This is a genomic window from Marinomonas sp. NPDC078689 (assembly GCF_044542435.1).
Taxonomy (GTDB): Bacteria; Pseudomonadota; Gammaproteobacteria; order Pseudomonadales; family Marinomonadaceae; genus Marinomonas; species Marinomonas arenicola.
This window is the reverse complement of the sequence record NZ_JBITUJ010000012.1, coordinates 22,689-38,632: the sequence shown is the minus strand read 5'-3', so window position 1 is coordinate 38,632 and position 15,944 is coordinate 22,689. Positions and strand designations below refer to the sequence as shown.

At 45.0% G+C, this 15,944-nt stretch carries 25 protein-coding genes; 24 read left to right on the top strand and 1 reads right to left on the bottom strand.

Annotated elements, in window-relative coordinates; all coding sequences use genetic code 11:
- The first annotated feature begins 7 nt into the window (after positions 1–7).
- The 20 genes from rplP (at position 8) to rplQ (ending at position 9,567) form a co-directional block, all read left to right on the top strand.
- Complete coding sequence (gene rplP / locus ACIGBN_RS16035; protein ID WP_133004497.1) at positions 8–421, top strand: 50S ribosomal protein L16; 414 nt, start codon at positions 8–10, stop codon at positions 419–421.
- Positions 422–613, top strand: coding sequence for a 50S ribosomal protein L29 (rpmC, locus tag ACIGBN_RS16030; RefSeq protein ID WP_115898959.1), 192 nt, complete (start codon positions 422–424; stop codon positions 611–613).
- 1 nt (position 614) lies between these two features.
- Positions 615–875 (top strand): 30S ribosomal protein S17, encoded by a 261-nt coding sequence (gene rpsQ / locus ACIGBN_RS16025; RefSeq protein ID WP_133004496.1) that lies wholly within the window; start codon positions 615–617, stop codon positions 873–875.
- Between the two features lie 51 nt (positions 876–926).
- Positions 927–1,295, top strand: a complete 369-nt coding sequence (gene rplN, locus ACIGBN_RS16020; protein ID WP_113875592.1) for a 50S ribosomal protein L14 — start codon at positions 927–929, stop codon at positions 1,293–1,295.
- 17 nt (positions 1,296–1,312) lie between these two features.
- On the top strand, positions 1,313–1,630 hold the full coding sequence (gene rplX / locus ACIGBN_RS16015; RefSeq protein WP_115898961.1) for a 50S ribosomal protein L24: 318 nt from the start codon (positions 1,313–1,315) through the stop codon (positions 1,628–1,630).
- 17 nt (positions 1,631–1,647) lie between these two features.
- A complete protein-coding gene (gene rplE, locus ACIGBN_RS16010) occupies positions 1,648–2,187 on the top strand; it encodes a 50S ribosomal protein L5 (protein WP_133004495.1) in 540 nt (179 codons plus the stop codon).
- 12 nt (positions 2,188–2,199) lie between these two features.
- Entirely contained in the window at positions 2,200–2,505 is a 306-nt protein-coding gene (rpsN, locus tag ACIGBN_RS16005) for a 30S ribosomal protein S14 (protein WP_133004494.1), read from the top strand.
- Between the two features lie 128 nt (positions 2,506–2,633).
- Positions 2,634–3,026, top strand: a complete 393-nt coding sequence (gene rpsH, locus ACIGBN_RS16000) for a 30S ribosomal protein S8 (protein WP_133004493.1) — start codon at positions 2,634–2,636, stop codon at positions 3,024–3,026.
- 8 nt (positions 3,027–3,034) lie between these two features.
- Entirely contained in the window at positions 3,035–3,568 is a 534-nt protein-coding gene (gene rplF, locus ACIGBN_RS15995) for a 50S ribosomal protein L6 (RefSeq protein WP_133004492.1), read from the top strand.
- 10 nt (positions 3,569–3,578) lie between these two features.
- Complete coding sequence (gene rplR / locus ACIGBN_RS15990; protein ID WP_115898965.1) at positions 3,579–3,929, top strand: 50S ribosomal protein L18; 351 nt, start codon at positions 3,579–3,581, stop codon at positions 3,927–3,929.
- An 11-nt stretch (positions 3,930–3,940) separates the two neighbouring features.
- The gene (gene rpsE, locus ACIGBN_RS15985) at positions 3,941–4,441 is read left to right on the top strand and encodes a 30S ribosomal protein S5 (protein ID WP_115898966.1); all 501 of its coding nucleotides are present in this window, start codon (positions 3,941–3,943) and stop codon (positions 4,439–4,441) included.
- A gap of 6 nt (positions 4,442–4,447) precedes the next feature.
- On the top strand, positions 4,448–4,633 hold the full coding sequence (rpmD, locus tag ACIGBN_RS15980; protein WP_036163144.1) for a 50S ribosomal protein L30: 186 nt from the start codon (positions 4,448–4,450) through the stop codon (positions 4,631–4,633).
- A 1-nt stretch (position 4,634) separates the two neighbouring features.
- Positions 4,635–5,069 (top strand): 50S ribosomal protein L15, encoded by a 435-nt coding sequence (gene rplO / locus ACIGBN_RS15975; protein ID WP_133004491.1) that lies wholly within the window; start codon positions 4,635–4,637, stop codon positions 5,067–5,069.
- Positions 5,070–6,401, top strand: coding sequence for a preprotein translocase subunit SecY (gene secY / locus ACIGBN_RS15970; protein ID WP_133004490.1), 1,332 nt, complete (start codon positions 5,070–5,072; stop codon positions 6,399–6,401). It abuts the gene before it with no gap.
- Between the two features lie 18 nt (positions 6,402–6,419).
- Positions 6,420–6,533: a 50S ribosomal protein L36 gene (rpmJ, locus tag ACIGBN_RS15965; protein ID WP_133004489.1), complete on the top strand. Its 114-nt coding sequence runs from the start codon at positions 6,420–6,422 to the stop codon at positions 6,531–6,533.
- A gap of 124 nt (positions 6,534–6,657) precedes the next feature.
- Entirely contained in the window at positions 6,658–7,014 is a 357-nt protein-coding gene (rpsM, locus tag ACIGBN_RS15960; RefSeq protein WP_133004488.1) for a 30S ribosomal protein S13, read from the top strand.
- A 65-nt stretch (positions 7,015–7,079) separates the two neighbouring features.
- A complete protein-coding gene (rpsK, locus tag ACIGBN_RS15955; RefSeq protein WP_012071913.1) occupies positions 7,080–7,472 on the top strand; it encodes a 30S ribosomal protein S11 in 393 nt (130 codons plus the stop codon).
- 16 nt (positions 7,473–7,488) lie between these two features.
- Entirely contained in the window at positions 7,489–8,109 is a 621-nt protein-coding gene (rpsD, locus tag ACIGBN_RS15950) for a 30S ribosomal protein S4 (RefSeq protein ID WP_115898970.1), read from the top strand.
- Between the two features lie 33 nt (positions 8,110–8,142).
- Positions 8,143–9,147, top strand: coding sequence for a DNA-directed RNA polymerase subunit alpha (locus ACIGBN_RS15945; RefSeq protein WP_133004487.1), 1,005 nt, complete (start codon positions 8,143–8,145; stop codon positions 9,145–9,147).
- A gap of 42 nt (positions 9,148–9,189) precedes the next feature.
- Entirely contained in the window at positions 9,190–9,567 is a 378-nt protein-coding gene (rplQ, locus tag ACIGBN_RS15940; protein WP_067020081.1) for a 50S ribosomal protein L17, read from the top strand.
- 133 nt (positions 9,568–9,700) lie between these two features.
- On the opposite strand, the gene uvrA is transcribed toward rplQ, so the two are convergent.
- The gene (uvrA, locus tag ACIGBN_RS15935; protein ID WP_133004486.1) at positions 9,701–12,523 is read right to left on the bottom strand and encodes an excinuclease ABC subunit UvrA; all 2,823 of its coding nucleotides are present in this window, start codon (positions 12,521–12,523) and stop codon (positions 9,701–9,703) included.
- Between the two features lie 158 nt (positions 12,524–12,681).
- On the opposite strand from uvrA, the gene ACIGBN_RS15930 reads away from it, so the two are divergent.
- From ACIGBN_RS15930 to ACIGBN_RS15915, 4 genes are all read left to right on the top strand, one after another.
- Positions 12,682–14,040, top strand: a complete 1,359-nt coding sequence (locus ACIGBN_RS15930) for an MFS transporter (RefSeq protein WP_133004485.1) — start codon at positions 12,682–12,684, stop codon at positions 14,038–14,040.
- Positions 14,041–14,073: 33 nt separating this feature from the next.
- Entirely contained in the window at positions 14,074–14,787 is a 714-nt protein-coding gene (gene ssb, locus ACIGBN_RS15925) for a single-stranded DNA-binding protein (RefSeq protein WP_133004484.1), read from the top strand.
- 90 nt (positions 14,788–14,877) lie between these two features.
- Positions 14,878–15,249 carry a VOC family protein gene (locus tag ACIGBN_RS15920; protein ID WP_396666531.1) on the top strand — a complete coding sequence of 124 codons (372 nt, stop codon included), beginning with the start codon at positions 14,878–14,880 and terminating at the stop codon, positions 15,247–15,249.
- Between the two features lie 250 nt (positions 15,250–15,499).
- On the top strand, positions 15,500–15,709 hold the full coding sequence (locus tag ACIGBN_RS15915) for a cold-shock protein (RefSeq protein ID WP_115898976.1): 210 nt from the start codon (positions 15,500–15,502) through the stop codon (positions 15,707–15,709).
- Positions 15,710–15,944: the final 235 nt, after the last annotated feature.

The following is a 15,944-nucleotide window of genomic DNA, read 5'->3' as shown; positions in this document are numbered from 1 at the left end:
GTAAGTCATGTTACAACCGAAACGTACTAAGTTCCGCAAGATGATGAAAGGCCGTAACCGCGGTCTTGCCCTTCGCGGTAACCAAGTTAGCTTTGGTGAATTCGGATTAAAGTCCACTGAACGTGGTCGTATTACTGCTCGTCAAATTGAGGCGGCGCGTCGTGCAATGACTCGTCACATCAAACGTGGTGGTAAGATTTGGATTCGTGTGTTCCCTGATAAGCCGATTACTCAGAAACCTCTAGAGGTTCGTCAGGGTAAAGGTAAGGGTAATGTAGAATACTGGGTTGCACAGATTCAACCTGGTAAGATGCTTTATGAAGTTGAGGGCGTTTCAGAACAGCTAGCTCGCGAAGCGTTTGCTTTAGCTGCTGCTAAACTTCCTTTGTCCACAACTTTCGTAACGCGTACGGTGATGTAGATGATAGCAAAAGAACTGCAAGAAAAGTCTGTAGCAGAGCTACAAGCGACCTTGGTTGAGCTTCTACGTGAGCAATTTACATTGCGCATGCAGAAAGCAACTGGTCAGCTGACGCAAACTCATTTGCTTCCGCAAGTTCGCCGCAATATCGCACGTGTTAAAACCGTGCTAAATGATAAGGCAGGTAACTAAGATGGCAGAAACAAAAGCGCGTACAGCTACTGGTAAAGTAGTCAGCGACAAAATGGATAAAACCATTACAGTACTAGTTGAACGTACGGAGAAACACCCGTTGTACGGTAAGTACGTACGTCGTTCAACTAAACTACACGCTCACGATGAAAACAATGAGTGCCAGATTGGTGATACGGTTAAGGTCGTAGAAACACGTCCTTACTCTAAGTCTAAGACTTGGAACCTGGTTCAAGTTATTGAGAAAACTGCAGCTCTATAAGCTGCTTTTTCCCTCGTGAGACTTGTTATCTAACTTGATTGGAGAGCAGAAATGATTCAAACAGAATCGATGCTTGATGTTGCAGATAACAGCGGCGCAAAGCGTGTTCAGTGTATTAAAGTACTGGGTGGCTCACACCGTCGTTATGCTGCTATCGGTGACATTATTAAGGTCACAGTGAAAGAAGCGATCCCTCGTGGTCGTGTTAAAAAAGGGCAGGTTCTTAACGCAGTTGTCGTTAGAACTAAGAAAGGTGTTCGTCGTCCTGATGGTTCTGTAATCCGTTTTGATGTAAACTCAGCGGTTCTATTGAATGCTTCAGGACAGCCTATTGGTACTCGTATCTTTGGCCCTGTAACACGTGAGTTGCGAACTGAGCAATTCATGAAAATTGTTTCTCTTGCACCTGAAGTGCTGTAAGAGGGAGAGGGGACATTATGCGTAAAATCAAACGTGACGACGAAGTAATCGTGATTGCTGGTAAAGATAAAGGCAAACGCGGTACTGTTGTTAAGGTAGTAGACGAAAGCCGAGTTCTTGTTTCTGGTATCAATATGATCAAGAAACACGAAAAACCAAACCCTATGAAGGGTTCAACTGGCGGCATCGTTGAAAAAGAAGCACCTATCCAGGTTTCTAATGTAGCCATCTACAACAAGGCTACTGACAAAGCGGATCGCGTCGGCTTTAAATTGAATGAAGACGGTACTAAAGTACGTATCTTTAAATCAAACAGTGAAGCGATCGACGCCTAAGAGCGAGAATTATAGCCATGGCGAGACTTAAGCAAGTTTATAAAGATAATGTTGTATCAGCTCTTACTGAAGAGTTTGAATACAAGAATGTGATGGAAGTGCCGAAAATCACTAAAATCACATTGAACATGGGTGTTGGTGAAGCTATCGCAGACAAGAAACTTCTTGAGCATGCGGTAAACGATCTAGAAGCACTTAGCGGCCAGAAAGTTGTAGTGACTAAGGCGCGTAAATCAGTAGCAGGCTTTAAAATCCGTGACGGTTACCCGATCGGTTGTAAAGTAACGCTACGTGGTGAGCGTATGTGGGATTTCTTTGACCGTTTGGTTGATGTTGCTATTCCACGTATCCGTGACTTCCGTGGACTTAATCCTAAGTCTTTCGACGGTCGTGGTAACTATAGCATGGGTGTTAAAGAGCAGATCATCTTCCCTGAAATCGATTACGATAAAGTGGATCGTGTACGTGGTATGGACATCACCATTACAACGACTGCTCGTACCGACGAAGAAGGTCGTGCTTTGCTAGCCGCCTTTAGTTTCCCTTTCAAGAAATAAGAGGTAGGAATCATGGCAAAGATCTCAATGATTCAGCGCGAAGCAAAACGTACTAAATTAGTAGCTAAGTTCGCTGAAAAGCGTGCTGCTCTAAAAGCGATCATTAGCGACGTTAATGCATCGGACGATGAAAAGTGGGAAGCAACGCTTAAATTACAAGCGCTTCCACGCGATTCATCTTCTTCTCGCCAGCGTAACCGTTGTCAAATAACGGGTCGCCCACATGGTGTTTATCGTAAATTTGGTTTGTCTCGAATCAAATTGCGTGAAGCAGCGATGCGCGGTGATGTACCAGGCTTGAAGAAAGCTAGTTGGTAAGCAAGTAGAGCGCTATCATAATACATGGCAGTGGGTGGGGTGTCTAAATACTGGACATTCTCCCCGCTGCTGTGTACTATGCGCGAGCTCTATTTGCTGCACAATGGTTTTTAATTAGGAGCTCTTTAATGAGTATGCAAGATACCCTTGCGGATATGTTCACACGTATTCGTAATGCACAGATGGCTGCAAAGACCTCTGTGAGCATGCCTTCATCAAAAATGAAGGCATCTGTCGCTGCAGTTCTACGCGAAGAAGGTTACGTAGGTGACTTTTCTGTAGACGAAGCGATTAAACCGACCCTTACTATCGAGTTGAAATACTACGAAGGTAAGCCGGTTATTGAACAAATTAAACGCGCATCTCGCCCAAGCTTGCGTCAATACAAAGGCACATCTGCTTTACCTAAAGTAGAAGCTGGCCTTGGTGTTGCGATCATCTCTACCTCTAAAGGTGTGATGACAGACCGAGCAGCTCGCGCTGCTGGTATTGGTGGCGAAGTAATCTGCACTGTATTCTAGGAGTTAGTATGTCTCGAGTTGCTAATAGTCCCGTGACGCTTCCTAGTGGTGTAGATTTAACCCTAAATGGCCAAAATGTTGTTGTAAAAGGCGGCAAAGGTTCATTAGAGTTTACTGTTCACACAAGCGTTATTGTGTCTAAAGAAGAAAATGTTATCACTTTCGCTGCCCGCGATGGTGCAAAACAAAGCCGTGCCTTAGCTGGTACTACTCGCGCTTTGGTTAACAACATGGTTGTTGGTGTTAGCCAAGGTTTTGAGAAAAGATTGCTTCTTCAAGGTGTTGGTTACCGTGCTGCGCTTAAAGGCAAAGTACTTAACCTATCTTTGGGTTTTTCACACCCAGTAGATTATGAACTACCTGAAGGCATTACAGCTGAATGTGCTTCACAGACAGAAGTCGTGATCAGAGGCATTGATAAGCAAGCCGTTGGTCAAGTCGCTGCAGAAGTTCGCGGTTTCCGTCCACCAGAGCCATATAAAGGCAAAGGTGTTCGCTATGCTGACGAAAATGTTCGTCGTAAAGAAGCTAAGAAGAAGTAGGTAAGCATTCATGAACACTAAGAAACAATCTCGAATTCGTCGTGCACGCCGTGCGCGCCTACATATTCGTGAGCTAGGTGCGAATCGTCTTACTGTACATCGCACGCCACGTCATATGTATGCTCAAGTGATTTCTCCTTGCGGTAGCAAAGTACTAGCTAGTGCTTCTACTCTGGAAGAAACTCTACGTGCTACAGCGACTGGCAACAAAGCAGCGGCTCAACAAGTCGGTACTTTGATTGCTACACGCGCTAAAGAAGCAGGTGTCACTTCGGTCGCTTTTGACCGTTCTGGCTTCAAATACCATGGCCGCGTTCAAGCTCTTGCTGACGCAGCACGTGAAGCCGGTCTAGAGTTCTAAAGGGGTAGCAAATGGCAGTTAATGATCAACAAACTAGCGACCTCCAAGAGAAGCTAGTTCAAGTAAACCGCGTTGCTAAAGTTGTGAAGGGTGGTCGTATCTTCTCTTTCACTGCTTTGACAGTCGTTGGTGATGGAAATGGTAAGGTTGGCTTCGGTCGCGGTAAAGCGCGTGAAGTCCCTCAAGCTATCCAAAAAGCGATGGAACAAGCTCGTCGCAACATGGTTTCAGTTAAACTTGACGGTGATACTTTACAGTATCCAGTTAAAGCAGTTCATGGAGCTTCTAAAGTTTACATGCAACCAGCTTCTCAAGGTACTGGTATCATTGCCGGTGGTGCTATGCGTGCAGTTCTTGAAATTGCAGGCGTACACAACGTATTGGCAAAATGTTACGGATCTACAAACCCAGTAAACGTAGTTCGCGCTACGATCAAAGGTTTGCAAGATATGAAAGCACCTGAGCAAATCGCGGCTAAACGCGGTAAGTCAGTCGATCAAATTTTGGGGTAATGTGTTATGGCGAATAATACCATCACAGTTCAACTAACCCGTAGCCCGATCGGTCGTCTTCCAAAGCACCGTGAAACAGTTAAAGGCTTGGGTTTGCGTAAAGTTGGCCAAACACGTGAGCTGGAAGATACTCCAGCAGTACGTGGTATGGTTAATAAAGTTTATTACATGGTTAAAGTAGTAGGAGAATAACATGTTCTTAAATACGCTTCGTCCTGGCGAAGGTAGCAAACATGCTCCGAAACGTGTCGGTCGCGGTATTGGTAGCGGCTTGGGCAAAACAGGCGGACGTGGCCATAAAGGTCTTAAGTCTCGCTCTGGTGGCTCAGTAAAACCTGGTTTTGAAGGCGGTCAAATGCCATTGCAGCGTCGTCTGCCAAAATTTGGTTTTACTTCACGTCAGGCAAAGTATGTTGCTGAAGTTCGTTTAAACGAACTTGCTGCTGTAAATGCTGAAGTTGTAGATTTGGCTGCTCTTAAAAGCGCCGACATTCTTGGTCATCAAATTAAGACAGCACGTGTAATTTTGTCTGGTTCTATCGACAAAGCCGTTACCGTTCGTGGTCTTAAAGTGACTAAAGGTGCTCGTGCTGCTATTGAAGCTGCCGGCGGAAAAGTCGAGGAATAAATGGCAAAGCGTGGCTCACTACCAGCTGGTGTACAAAATGGATTAGGCGAACTTTGGTCGCGTATCCGCTTTGTATTCTTAGCAATTATTGTATACCGAATTGGTGCACACATCCCTGTTCCGGGTATTAACCCAGATAGATTGTCTGCCCTGTTTAATCAAAATGAAGGCACAATTCTGAGTTTATTTAACGTATTCTCAGGGGGCGCACTCGAGCGTATGAGTATTTTTGCGCTTGGGATTCTGCCCTATATTTCTGCCTCTATTATTATGCAGTTATTAACGGTTGTGAGTCCGCAGCTAGAACAGTTGAAGAAAGAGGGTGAGGCGGGTCGTCGTAAGATTACTCAATACACTCGCTACGGCACTGTACTGTTAGCGCTTGTTCAGTCTGCCTCTATGGCAGTCGGCTTAGCGAGTCAGGGCATTTCGTTCAGTAATGGTATTGAGTTCTACGGCGTCGCCGTTGTGACTCTCGTTGCTGGTACGGTGTTCTTGATGTGGCTAGGTGAGCAAGTGACTGAAAAAGGAATTGGTAATGGTATTTCCATTATCATCTTCTCCGGTATCGTTGCTGGTTTGCCATCTGCTCTAGGTCGTTCATTTGAATCGGCTCGTCAAGGCGATATAAATATTCTTGCTCTGTTGGTTATTGGTGTATTAGCTGTTGCGACAATCGCGCTCGTTGTTTTCATCGAACGTGGTCAACGTAGAATTACAGTCAATTACGCGAAGCGTCAGCAAGGTAATAAGGTGTTTGCCGCACAAAAGAGTCATTTGCCTCTTAAAGTGAATATGGCGGGTGTTATCCCACCAATCTTCGCTTCTAGTATCCTTCTGTTTCCAGCGTCTATTGGCCAATGGTTTGGTCAAGGACAAGGTATGGAATGGTTGCAAAATATCTCTTTGGCTCTAGCTCCTGGACAACCTCTATATGTGCTGTTGTTTGCAATCGCAATTGTTTTCTTTTGCTTCTTCTATACAGCGCTGGTGTTCAACCCTAAAGATGTGGCAGATAACTTAAAAAAATCCGGTGCTTTTTTGCCGGGTATTCGTCCAGGCGATCATACAGCTCGATATATTGATGGTGTAATGACTCGTTTGACTCTATTTGGTGCTTTATACATCACTTTAGTGTCGCTGATGCCTCAGTTCTTTGTTGTTGCGTGGAATGTTCCATTCTACTTTGGCGGTACCTCTATGTTGATCGTAGTGGTGGTTGTCATGGACTTTATGTCGCAAGTGCAAAGTCACTTAATGAGTCATCAATACGAGTCGTTAATGAAGAAATCTAATCTGACTGGTTATGGTCCAAATGGCCTAATGCGTTAGCATAGGTTGGAGTTGAACATGAAAGTACGTGCATCTGTAAAGAAAATCTGTCGTAACTGTAAAATCGTTCGTCGTAACGGTGCAGTTCGAGTGATTTGCACTGAGCCTCGACACAAACAGCGTCAAGGTTAATTGCAAGTTCGTTCGATGATAGGGTAGGGTGGTTGATTTTTCGCCTAAAGATAGGCATAATCAGCCGCCCTCATGAAAGTAAAGTGATGATTTAGATATCGTCCATAACAACGGAGTGAATTGAATGGCTCGTATAGCCGGTGTCAATATTCCTGACAATAAACATGCGGTCATTTCTCTGACTTACATCTTCGGAATTGGTCGCACACGTTCGCGCGCAATTTGCGCCGCGTCAGGTGTTGCAGAAACTACGAAAATTGGTTCTTTGAGTGATGATATCCTTGATGAACTTCGTGGCGAAGTTGCTAAGTATACTGTAGAAGGTGATCTACGCCGTGAAGTCAGCATGTCTATCAAACGCTTGATGGATCTTGGCTGTAATCGTGGTATTCGCCATCGCCGCAGTCTACCTGTTCGTGGTCAACGTACCAAAACGAACGCTCGTACACGTAAAGGCCCTCGTAAGCCTATTCGTAAGTAATATAAACGCGTTTCGCTCTAGTTGCTAAGTCCACTAGAGCTGAGCATTAAATAGGAAAGTGCAATATGGCTAAGCCAGCTACGCGCAATACCAAGAAAAAAGTCAAAAAGACGGTTGTTGATGGTGTTGCTCATGTACACGCTTCATTCAACAATACGATCGTGACTATCACCGACCGCCAGGGCAATGCTTTGTCTTGGGCTACGGCAGGTGGTTCTGGTTTTCGCGGATCTCGTAAAAGTACACCATTCGCAGCTCAAGTAGCAGCGGAACGTGCCGGTACTGTCGCACAAGAATTTGGCCTTAAAAACGTCGACGTAATGATCAAGGGCCCTGGTCCTGGTCGTGAGTCCGCAGTTCGTGCATTGAATGCATTGGGCTTGCGTATTAATAACATCACAGATGTGACGCCAATCCCGCACAACGGTTGCCGTCCACCTAAGAAACGTCGCGTTTAACTGAGGAGACAGATACATGGCTCGTTATATAGGTCCAACTTGTAAGTTGTCTCGTCGTGAAGGTACCGACTTGCAATTGAAGAGCGGTTCACGCGCTCTTGAGTCGAAATGTAAAGCAGAAACTGTTCCTGGTGTGCATGGCGCACGTCGCGGACGTCTTTCTGATTACGGCTTACAATTACGTGAGAAACAAAAAGTACGTCGTATGTACGGTGTTCTTGAAAAACAATTCCGTAACTACTACAAATCTGCTGCTCGTCTAAAGGGTGCTACTGGTGAAAACCTTCTGCAACTTTTAGAATCTCGTTTAGATAACGTTGTATACCGCGCAGGTTTTGGTTCTACACGTGCGGAAGCTCGCCAACTAGTAGGCCATAAAGGCATTCTAGTAAACGGCGCAACGGTTAACATTCCATCTTACCAAGTTAAAGCTGGTGATGTTGTGTCTATCCGTGAAAAAGCTAAGAAGCAATTGCGTATTCAAAGCGCACTAGAGCTATCTAAAAATCGTACGTCGATCCATTGGATCGAAGTTGATACAACTAAACTGGAAGCAACTTATAAAGCTGCTCCAGAACGTGCCGATTTATCAGCTGAAATTAATGAGAACCTAATTGTCGAACTTTACTCTAAGTAAGTCGGTGATTAGGATTAAGAAATAGGTGGATCTATGCAGCGTTCAGTGAGCGAATTGTTAACCCCACGCAACATTGAAGTTCAGGAATTGGGTAAAACGCGAGCTAAAGTGACGCTTCAACCACTAGAACGTGGTTTTGGTCACACTTTAGGTAATGCGTTGCGCCGAATTCTACTGTCTTCAATGCCTGGTTGTGCAATTGTTGAAGTTGAAATCGACGGTGTATTGCATGAATACAGCGCAATTGAAGGGGTTAAAGAAGATGTCATTGAAATTCTTCTTAACCTGAAAGGAGTTGCGATCGCTCTACACGGGCAAGATGAAGCAACTCTTACTCTAAGTAAAAAAGGTCCTGGTATCGTAACGGCTGGTGATATCCAGTTAGTTGCTGATGCAGAGATCGCTAACCCTGACCATGTAATTGCACACTTGGACGATACTGCTGAACTTTCTATGCAGATCAAAGTGGCTCGTGGTCGTGGTTATGAGCCTGCTGACGCTCGTGTTGCTAGCGATGATGAGACTCGTCCTATCGGTCGCTTGCAACTGGATGCCTCATTCAGCCCTGTTCGCCGTGTAGCCTACAGTGTTGATAATGCTCGTGTAGAGCAACGTACTGACCTTGATAAGCTAGTTTTAGATATCGAGTCAAACGGTACTATCGACCCTGAAGAAGCTATCCGTCGCGCAGCGACTATTCTACAACAACAGATCGCAGTCTTTGTTGCTCTTGAAAGTGAGAGTGAAGCGCCTGTAGTTGAAGAAGAGGATGAGATTGATCCAATTTTGCTACGCCCGGTTGATGATCTTGAGTTGACCGTTCGCAGTGCTAACTGTTTGAAAGCAGAGAACATTTATTACATCGGTGATTTGATTCAACGTACTGAGGTTGAGCTTCTTAAGACGCCTAACCTAGGTAAAAAGTCGTTAACTGAAATCAAAGATGTTTTAGCACAGCGTGGTTTGTCTTTGGGAATGCGTCTAGAAAACTGGCCACCAGCTAGTTTGAAAGACGATAGCAAAGTTCTAGCTCGCTAGGTCATTGTTCCCTGACCACCGTAGTTTGGTAAGGAATGTAAAATGCGTCATCGTAAGAGTGGACGTCACTTAAACCGTACTAGCTCTCATCGCAAAGCGATGTTCAAGAATATGGCTGCTTCTTTGTTCGAACACGAAGTTATTAAAACTACGTTGCCGAAAGCCAAAGAACTTCGCCGTGTTGCAGAGCCTTTGATCACATTGGCGAAAGAAGATTCCGTTGCGAATCGTCGCCTTGCCTTTGCTCGTACTCGTAGCAAAGATGCAGTAGGTAAATTGTTCTCAGAACTTGGTCCTCGTTACCAAGCTCGTCCTGGCGGTTATGTTCGCATTTTAAAATGTGGCTTCCGTGCAGGTGATAACGCACCTATGGCTTACGTTGAATTGGTCGACAGACCAGTTGCGGAAGCAGCTGAGTAACATCAGTTTGTAACAAAAAAGCCGAGCTAATAAGCTCGGCTTTTTTTGTGCCTAAAATTTGTCTCAAAAAAAAGCGGCTTAGCCGCTTTTTATGAAATAGGGCGCCAGTTAGCGCACCCCATGCCATTTAGTATTAAGCCAACATCCCTTTTAAGAAGCGACCGGTATGCGAGTTGCTGGATTCAGCCACCTCTTCCGGCGTCCCTTCAGCGATAATATAGCCTCCACCACTGCCACCTTCTGGACCAAGGTCAACAACCCAATCAGCGGTTTTTATCACGTCTAGGTTATGTTCAATGACGACAACGGTATTGCCGTGGTCTCGTAAGCGATGCAGTACCTTTAGAAGTTGCTCAATATCCGCAAAATGTAAGCCAGTCGTCGGCTCATCAAGGATATACAGTGTCTGCCCAGTATCGCGCTTAGACAACTCTTTGGCTAGCTTCACTCGTTGTGCTTCACCGCCAGACAGCGTCGTTGCCGCTTGACCCAGTTTGATATAACCCAAGCCTACATCGATCAAGGTTTGCAGCTTACGGGCAATGGATGGCACAGCATCAAAGAAGTCTCTGGCGTCTTCAATGGTCATGTCTAAACACTGATGAATATTTTTGCCTTTATAGTGTATTTCTAATGTTTCGCGGTTATAGCGCTTACCTTTACAAACATCACAAGGCACATAGACATCCGGTAAAAAGTGCATTTCGACCTTAATAACCCCGTCACCTTGGCAAGCTTCACAGCGTCCGCCTTTAACATTAAAACTAAACCGGCCTGGCTTATAACCACGAGAACGCGCTTCCTGAGTGGCGGCGAACAGCTCTCGCATTGGGGTAAATATACCCGTATAGGTTGCTGGGTTAGAGCGTGGCGTTCTGCCAATTGGGCTTTGGTTTATGTCTACGCACTTATCGAATAGATCTAATCCTTCAATGCGCTCATGAGGTGCTGCTTTGAGTGTGGTGGCTCCATTTAAGGCCGTTGAGGCCAACGGATACAGAGTGCCATTTATTAAGGTCGATTTTCCTGAGCCAGAGACGCCGGTAACGCAAGTCATGATGCCAACAGGAATCTTGAGGTCTACGCTGTTCAAGTTGTTTCCTGTTGCGCCAATCAGGTTCAGCGAGTGGCCATCTTTTGCTTTGTTTCTTATTTCAGGAATCTCAATCTTGCGTTTGCCCGTCAAAAATTGCCCAGTAATAGATTCCTTACAATCCATTACGTCTTGCGGAGTGCCACTGACAATGACTTCGCCGCCGTGAATACCTGCGCCAGGGCCGATATCAACCACAAAGTCAGCGACTCGAATGGCATCTTCATCGTGCTCCACAACAATAACGGTATTACCGAGGTCCCGTAAGCGCGTTAAAGTTTCAATCAAACGCTCATTATCACGTTGGTGAAGTCCTATAGAGGGTTCATCAAGAATATACATAACGCCAACTAGGCCTGCGCCAATCTGGCTGGCGAGACGGATACGCTGAGCCTCTCCACCAGAGAGTGAATCTGCTTTGCGGTCTAGGGTTAAATAATCTAAGCCAACATTGACTAAGAAGGTAAGTCGGTCACGAATCTCTTTCAAAATTTTGGAAGCGATTTCGCCACGGGCACCGGGTAGGTCAAGCGCTTCAAAGTAGCTAAGACATTCTGCAATCGGGTAGGTCACTACCTCTGGCAAGGTTTGCTCATTAATAAAGACATTTCTTGCTGAGCGGTTAAGTCGCGAACCATGACACTCTGGACAAGATTGAGTGCTGATGTATTGGGAAAGATCTTCTCTGACGCTATCAGACTCTGTTTCATGGTAGCGGCGTTGAAGGTTAGGCAAAACGCCCTCAAACGCATGTGAGCGTATCATCTTGTCGCCGCGTTCATTGATGTAGACAAAGTCTATCTTGTCTTTTCCTGACCCTTTTAGAATCTTGTTTTGGAACTCGACCGGGATGTCTTTAAATTTCGCCTCGACATCAAACCCATAATGTTTCGCGAGAGCGGTCAGTTGTTGATAGTAGAAAATACTACGTCGTCCCCAACCTCGAATAGCGCCTTCAGCCAGCGTCAATGTATCGTCTTGGATGATTCGGTCAGGATCGAACAGTTGGTGCGTGCCTAAACCATCACAAGTCTGGCAGGCGCCATTTGGGTTGTTAAAAGAAAATAGACGAGGTTCCAATTCCGTTAAACTGTATCCACAAACAGGGCAAGCAAATTTACTGGAGAAAATATGAACGTCTTTGTCGTCGTCCATATTGATGACTTTGGCAATGCCGTCAGAGAGCGCAAGACAGGTTTCAAAGGACTCTGCCAAGCGAAGTTGTAGGTCGTTACGAACCTTAAAACGGTCAATAACCACCTCAATAGTGTGTTTCTTATTTTTTTCTAAAGTGGGTGCATCGTCTAAATCGACCACAATTCCGTCAATACGTGCGCGAATAAATCCCTTAGATAACAAGTCACTAAGAATATGAAGGTGCTCGCCTTTACGATCTTTCACGATCGGTGCAAGCAACATCATTTTAGTTTCCTCAGGGAGGGAGATTATCTTATCCACCATTTGTGATATGGTCTGCGCCTCAAGAGGCTCGCCATGATCAGGACAGCGTGGTTGGCCAGCTCGCGCAAACAGTAGACGTAGGTAGTCATAGATTTCTGTGATCGTACCCACCGTTGAGCGTGGGTTATGTGACGTGGATTTCTGTTCTATGGAGATCGCGGGAGAAAGCCCTTCAATATGGTCTATATCTGGCTTTTCCATCATGGATAAGAATTGACGAGCGTACGTAGAGAGGGATTCTACATAGCGTCGTTGACCCTCTGCATATAAGGTGTCGAAAGCAAGTGATGACTTTCCCGAACCTGATAAACCTGTGATCACCACGAGTTTGTCTCTGGGGATGTCTAAGTCCACATTTTTTAAATTGTGGGTGCGAGCTCCGCGTATGGTGATGGTATCCATGTGTCTCCAAATAGTGTTTTAGCAACAGAAGTTTTACATCGTTGTCGGTAGAATAACTGTCTATTTTTACAGTACTTGAAATAGAGCTTCAACGGTATTTTAAGTAAAATAGGCATCTTTCTTTTTTAAACCCTAAGTTGAGTGGTTGTAATCTCCTTATGGATGTACTCGAACGTCGTTCTGTTCTCGCCTTAGCATCAGTCTACTTGTTTAGAATGCTAGGCCTTTTTCTTATTATGCCAGTGATTAGTGTTGCCGCGGATGGCTTAACCGGATCCGATGCAGCCTTAATCGGTACTGCAATTGGCATTTACGGTTTTACTCAAGCGTGTCTACAGATTCCGATGGGCATGTGGTCCGATCGTATTGGCCGTAAACGTGTGATTGTCATTGGTCTATTACTGTTTGCTTTAGGCAGTTTGATTTGTGCCAACGCCACCGATATTAGCGTATTGATTATTGGTCGAGCCGTACAGGGCGCTGGGGCGATTGCTAGTACCTTAATGGCGCTTCTGAGTGATGTGACGCGAGAGCAAAATCGAACCAAAGCAATGGCGACCGTCGGCATTAGTATTGGCGCTTCCTTTATGCTGTCACTGGTATTAGGTCCTTGGATATTTGACCTGATTGGCTTGTCTGGGCTTTTCTATTTATCGTTTGGCTTTTCTTTTTTAGGCATCGCTTTGGTGCTCTTTATGGTGCCAAATGTGGTACAGCATACCTTCCGACGAGATACGACACCAAGCGCGGTCGCTCTAGGAAAAGTTATCAAAGACAGCAAGTTACGCTTTTTGAATATTAGCGTGCTCTTGCTACACGCCAGCCTGACAGCCTTGTTTGTGACTGTGCCGCATTTATTAATCACTCGATTCGGTTTGCCATTGGCGCACCATAGCTGGTTGTATCTAGCGATTATGGGTTTTGCTTTTGTGGGTATGGTACCATTGGTGATTATTGCAGAAGCCAAAGGCAAAATGAAAGAAGTCGTTTTTGGCGTCGTTGCATTACTAGGTTTTAGTGCTTTGTTGCTACAATGGGCACCATACTTATGGGCTTTTGGGCTATTGCTATGGGCTTATTTTGTTGGCTTCAATACCTTAGAAGCAACCTTACCTTCTCTGATTAGTAAGTTAGCACCTGTTGGTTATCGCGGCACGGCCATGGGGGTTTTCTCTACTCATCAATTTTTAGGTTCCTTCATTGGTGGTATTGGTGGTGGCTGGCTATTACAGCACTTCTCCAGCAACAGTTTATTCCTCGTCGTTGGTTTGGCATTGCTTTTGTGGTCGATAGTCTGCTTATTCCAGCCTACAATACGACAACTGAGCAGCGTGGCGTTTAGCCTGCCAGAAGGCGATGACGCAGCGATAACTGCGTTCGCAGACCAGCTCTCCCATGTGGAAGGGGTGGAAGACATGCAGATTTTTATAGATGAGCGTACCGCTTATCTTAAAGTAGACAAAAAAATACTCGATAAAGAGACATTGCAGCGCCTTGCGCCGCAAGTGAATCTTTAAAGATGACAATGAATTATTTAGTTGGAGAGCGTCATGGCACGTGGAATTAACAAAGTTATCCTAATCGGTAACGCAGGCAATGATGCCGAAGTGCGTTTTATGCCATCGGGTGCAGCGGTTGCAAACGTTAACCTAGCAACATCAGAAAGCTGGCGTGATAAGCAAACCGGACAAATGCAAGAACGTACCGAGTGGCACCGAGTGGCTTTTATGGACCGCGGTAATTTCCGTTTGGGTCAAATTGCAGGTGACTTCATCAAGAAAGGCTCAAAAGTCTACGTAGAAGGTTCTTTGCGTACACGTGAGTGGGAAAAAGACGGCATTAAGCGTTACACCACTGAGATTGTTGCGAACGAAATGCAGTTACTTGACGGTCGTGGCGATAACAATAATGGCGGCCAGCAAGGCGGCTATGATTCATCTGCTCAAGGTGGCTACGGCAACAACGCACCACAACAAGGTGGTTATAACCAAGCACCGGCACAACAAGCGCCACAGCAAGGTTTTAATCAACCACAAGGTGGCTACAACCAAGCGCCCGCTCAGCAAGCACCACAACAAGCGGCTCCGCAAGCTCAGCCTCAATCTTTTGGTAGCTGGGGTAATGCGCCACAGCAAGCGCCTGCTCAAGCAGCGCCACAGCAACGTGCGCCACAGCAGCCGGCTCCTCAGCGTGCACCAGCGCCTGAGCCAAAACCTCAGCAAGCGCCAAACTTTGATGACTTCGATGATGATATCCCGTTCTGATATCTGAATTCATAACGTGTAGAGTTAATTTGAAAGCCCCTTTATAAGGGGCTTTCTTTTTTCATAGCGCAACTCATAGAGGACTACGCAATGCTGTTAGGTGTTACGCTCGGAACGAATGATCTCGCAAAAGCGGGTGCTTTTTATGACGCTGTATTAGGCACCATTAATATGGTTCAGACGATGGCGGTAGAGGGAGAGATAGGTTACGGCGTGATAGGTGGCTTAAGTTGCTTTTGGGTATTAACGCCGTTTAATCAACAAGCTGCGTCGTACGGCAATGGCGTGCAAGTTACCTTTCAAGCGTCGAGTAACGATCAGGTTGAGGCTTTTCACCAAATGGCGTTAGCGCTTGGCGGCGTGGATGAAGGCGCACCAGGGTATCGTTATCGTCCAGATTATTACGGTGCCTACTGCCGAGATTTAGATGGTAATAAATTGCACGTTATGTACGAAGCTTAATAGTTCTATTTTCTCTTTAATATATTACGACTGAGTGCTTTGCCCTCTAAAGCTTTAAATATAACTTGCTATGTAATTACTTACTGTGTTAATATTTTTTCATCGGGTCAATAGAAAGCCCTGTTTATTTGTACGTACCACGTTGTTATTAGTAATAATCCTTCGCGTTATCCTCAGTTAAATATCTGTTTTCTTCACACTCAATCGCCTTATTTTGGGCACACTTTTATTAATTTCTAGGATATCTATTATGTCTAATACAACAACTGGTTCAGTAAAATGGTTTAACGAAACAAAAGGTTTTGGTTTTATCGAACAAGAATCTGGTCCTGATGTTTTTGCTCACTTTAGTGCAATCGTCAGTGACGGCTTTAAAACATTGGCCGAAGGTCAACGTGTTGAATTTAAAGTGACACAAGGCCAAAAAGGCCCACAAGCAGAAAATATTGTTTGTATCTAAATTTCTAAATAGTGGGCTTAATTAGTCCACTATTTAACATTAGTTTGAAAGAAAGACCTGTTTATTGTACGTACCACGTTGTTATTAGTAATAATCCTTCGCGCTATCCTCAGTTAAATATTTGTTTTCTTCATGCTCTATCGCCTTATTTTGGGCACACTTTTATTAATTTCTAGGATATCTATTATGTCTAATACAACAACTGGTTCAGTAAAATGGTTTAACGAAACAAAAT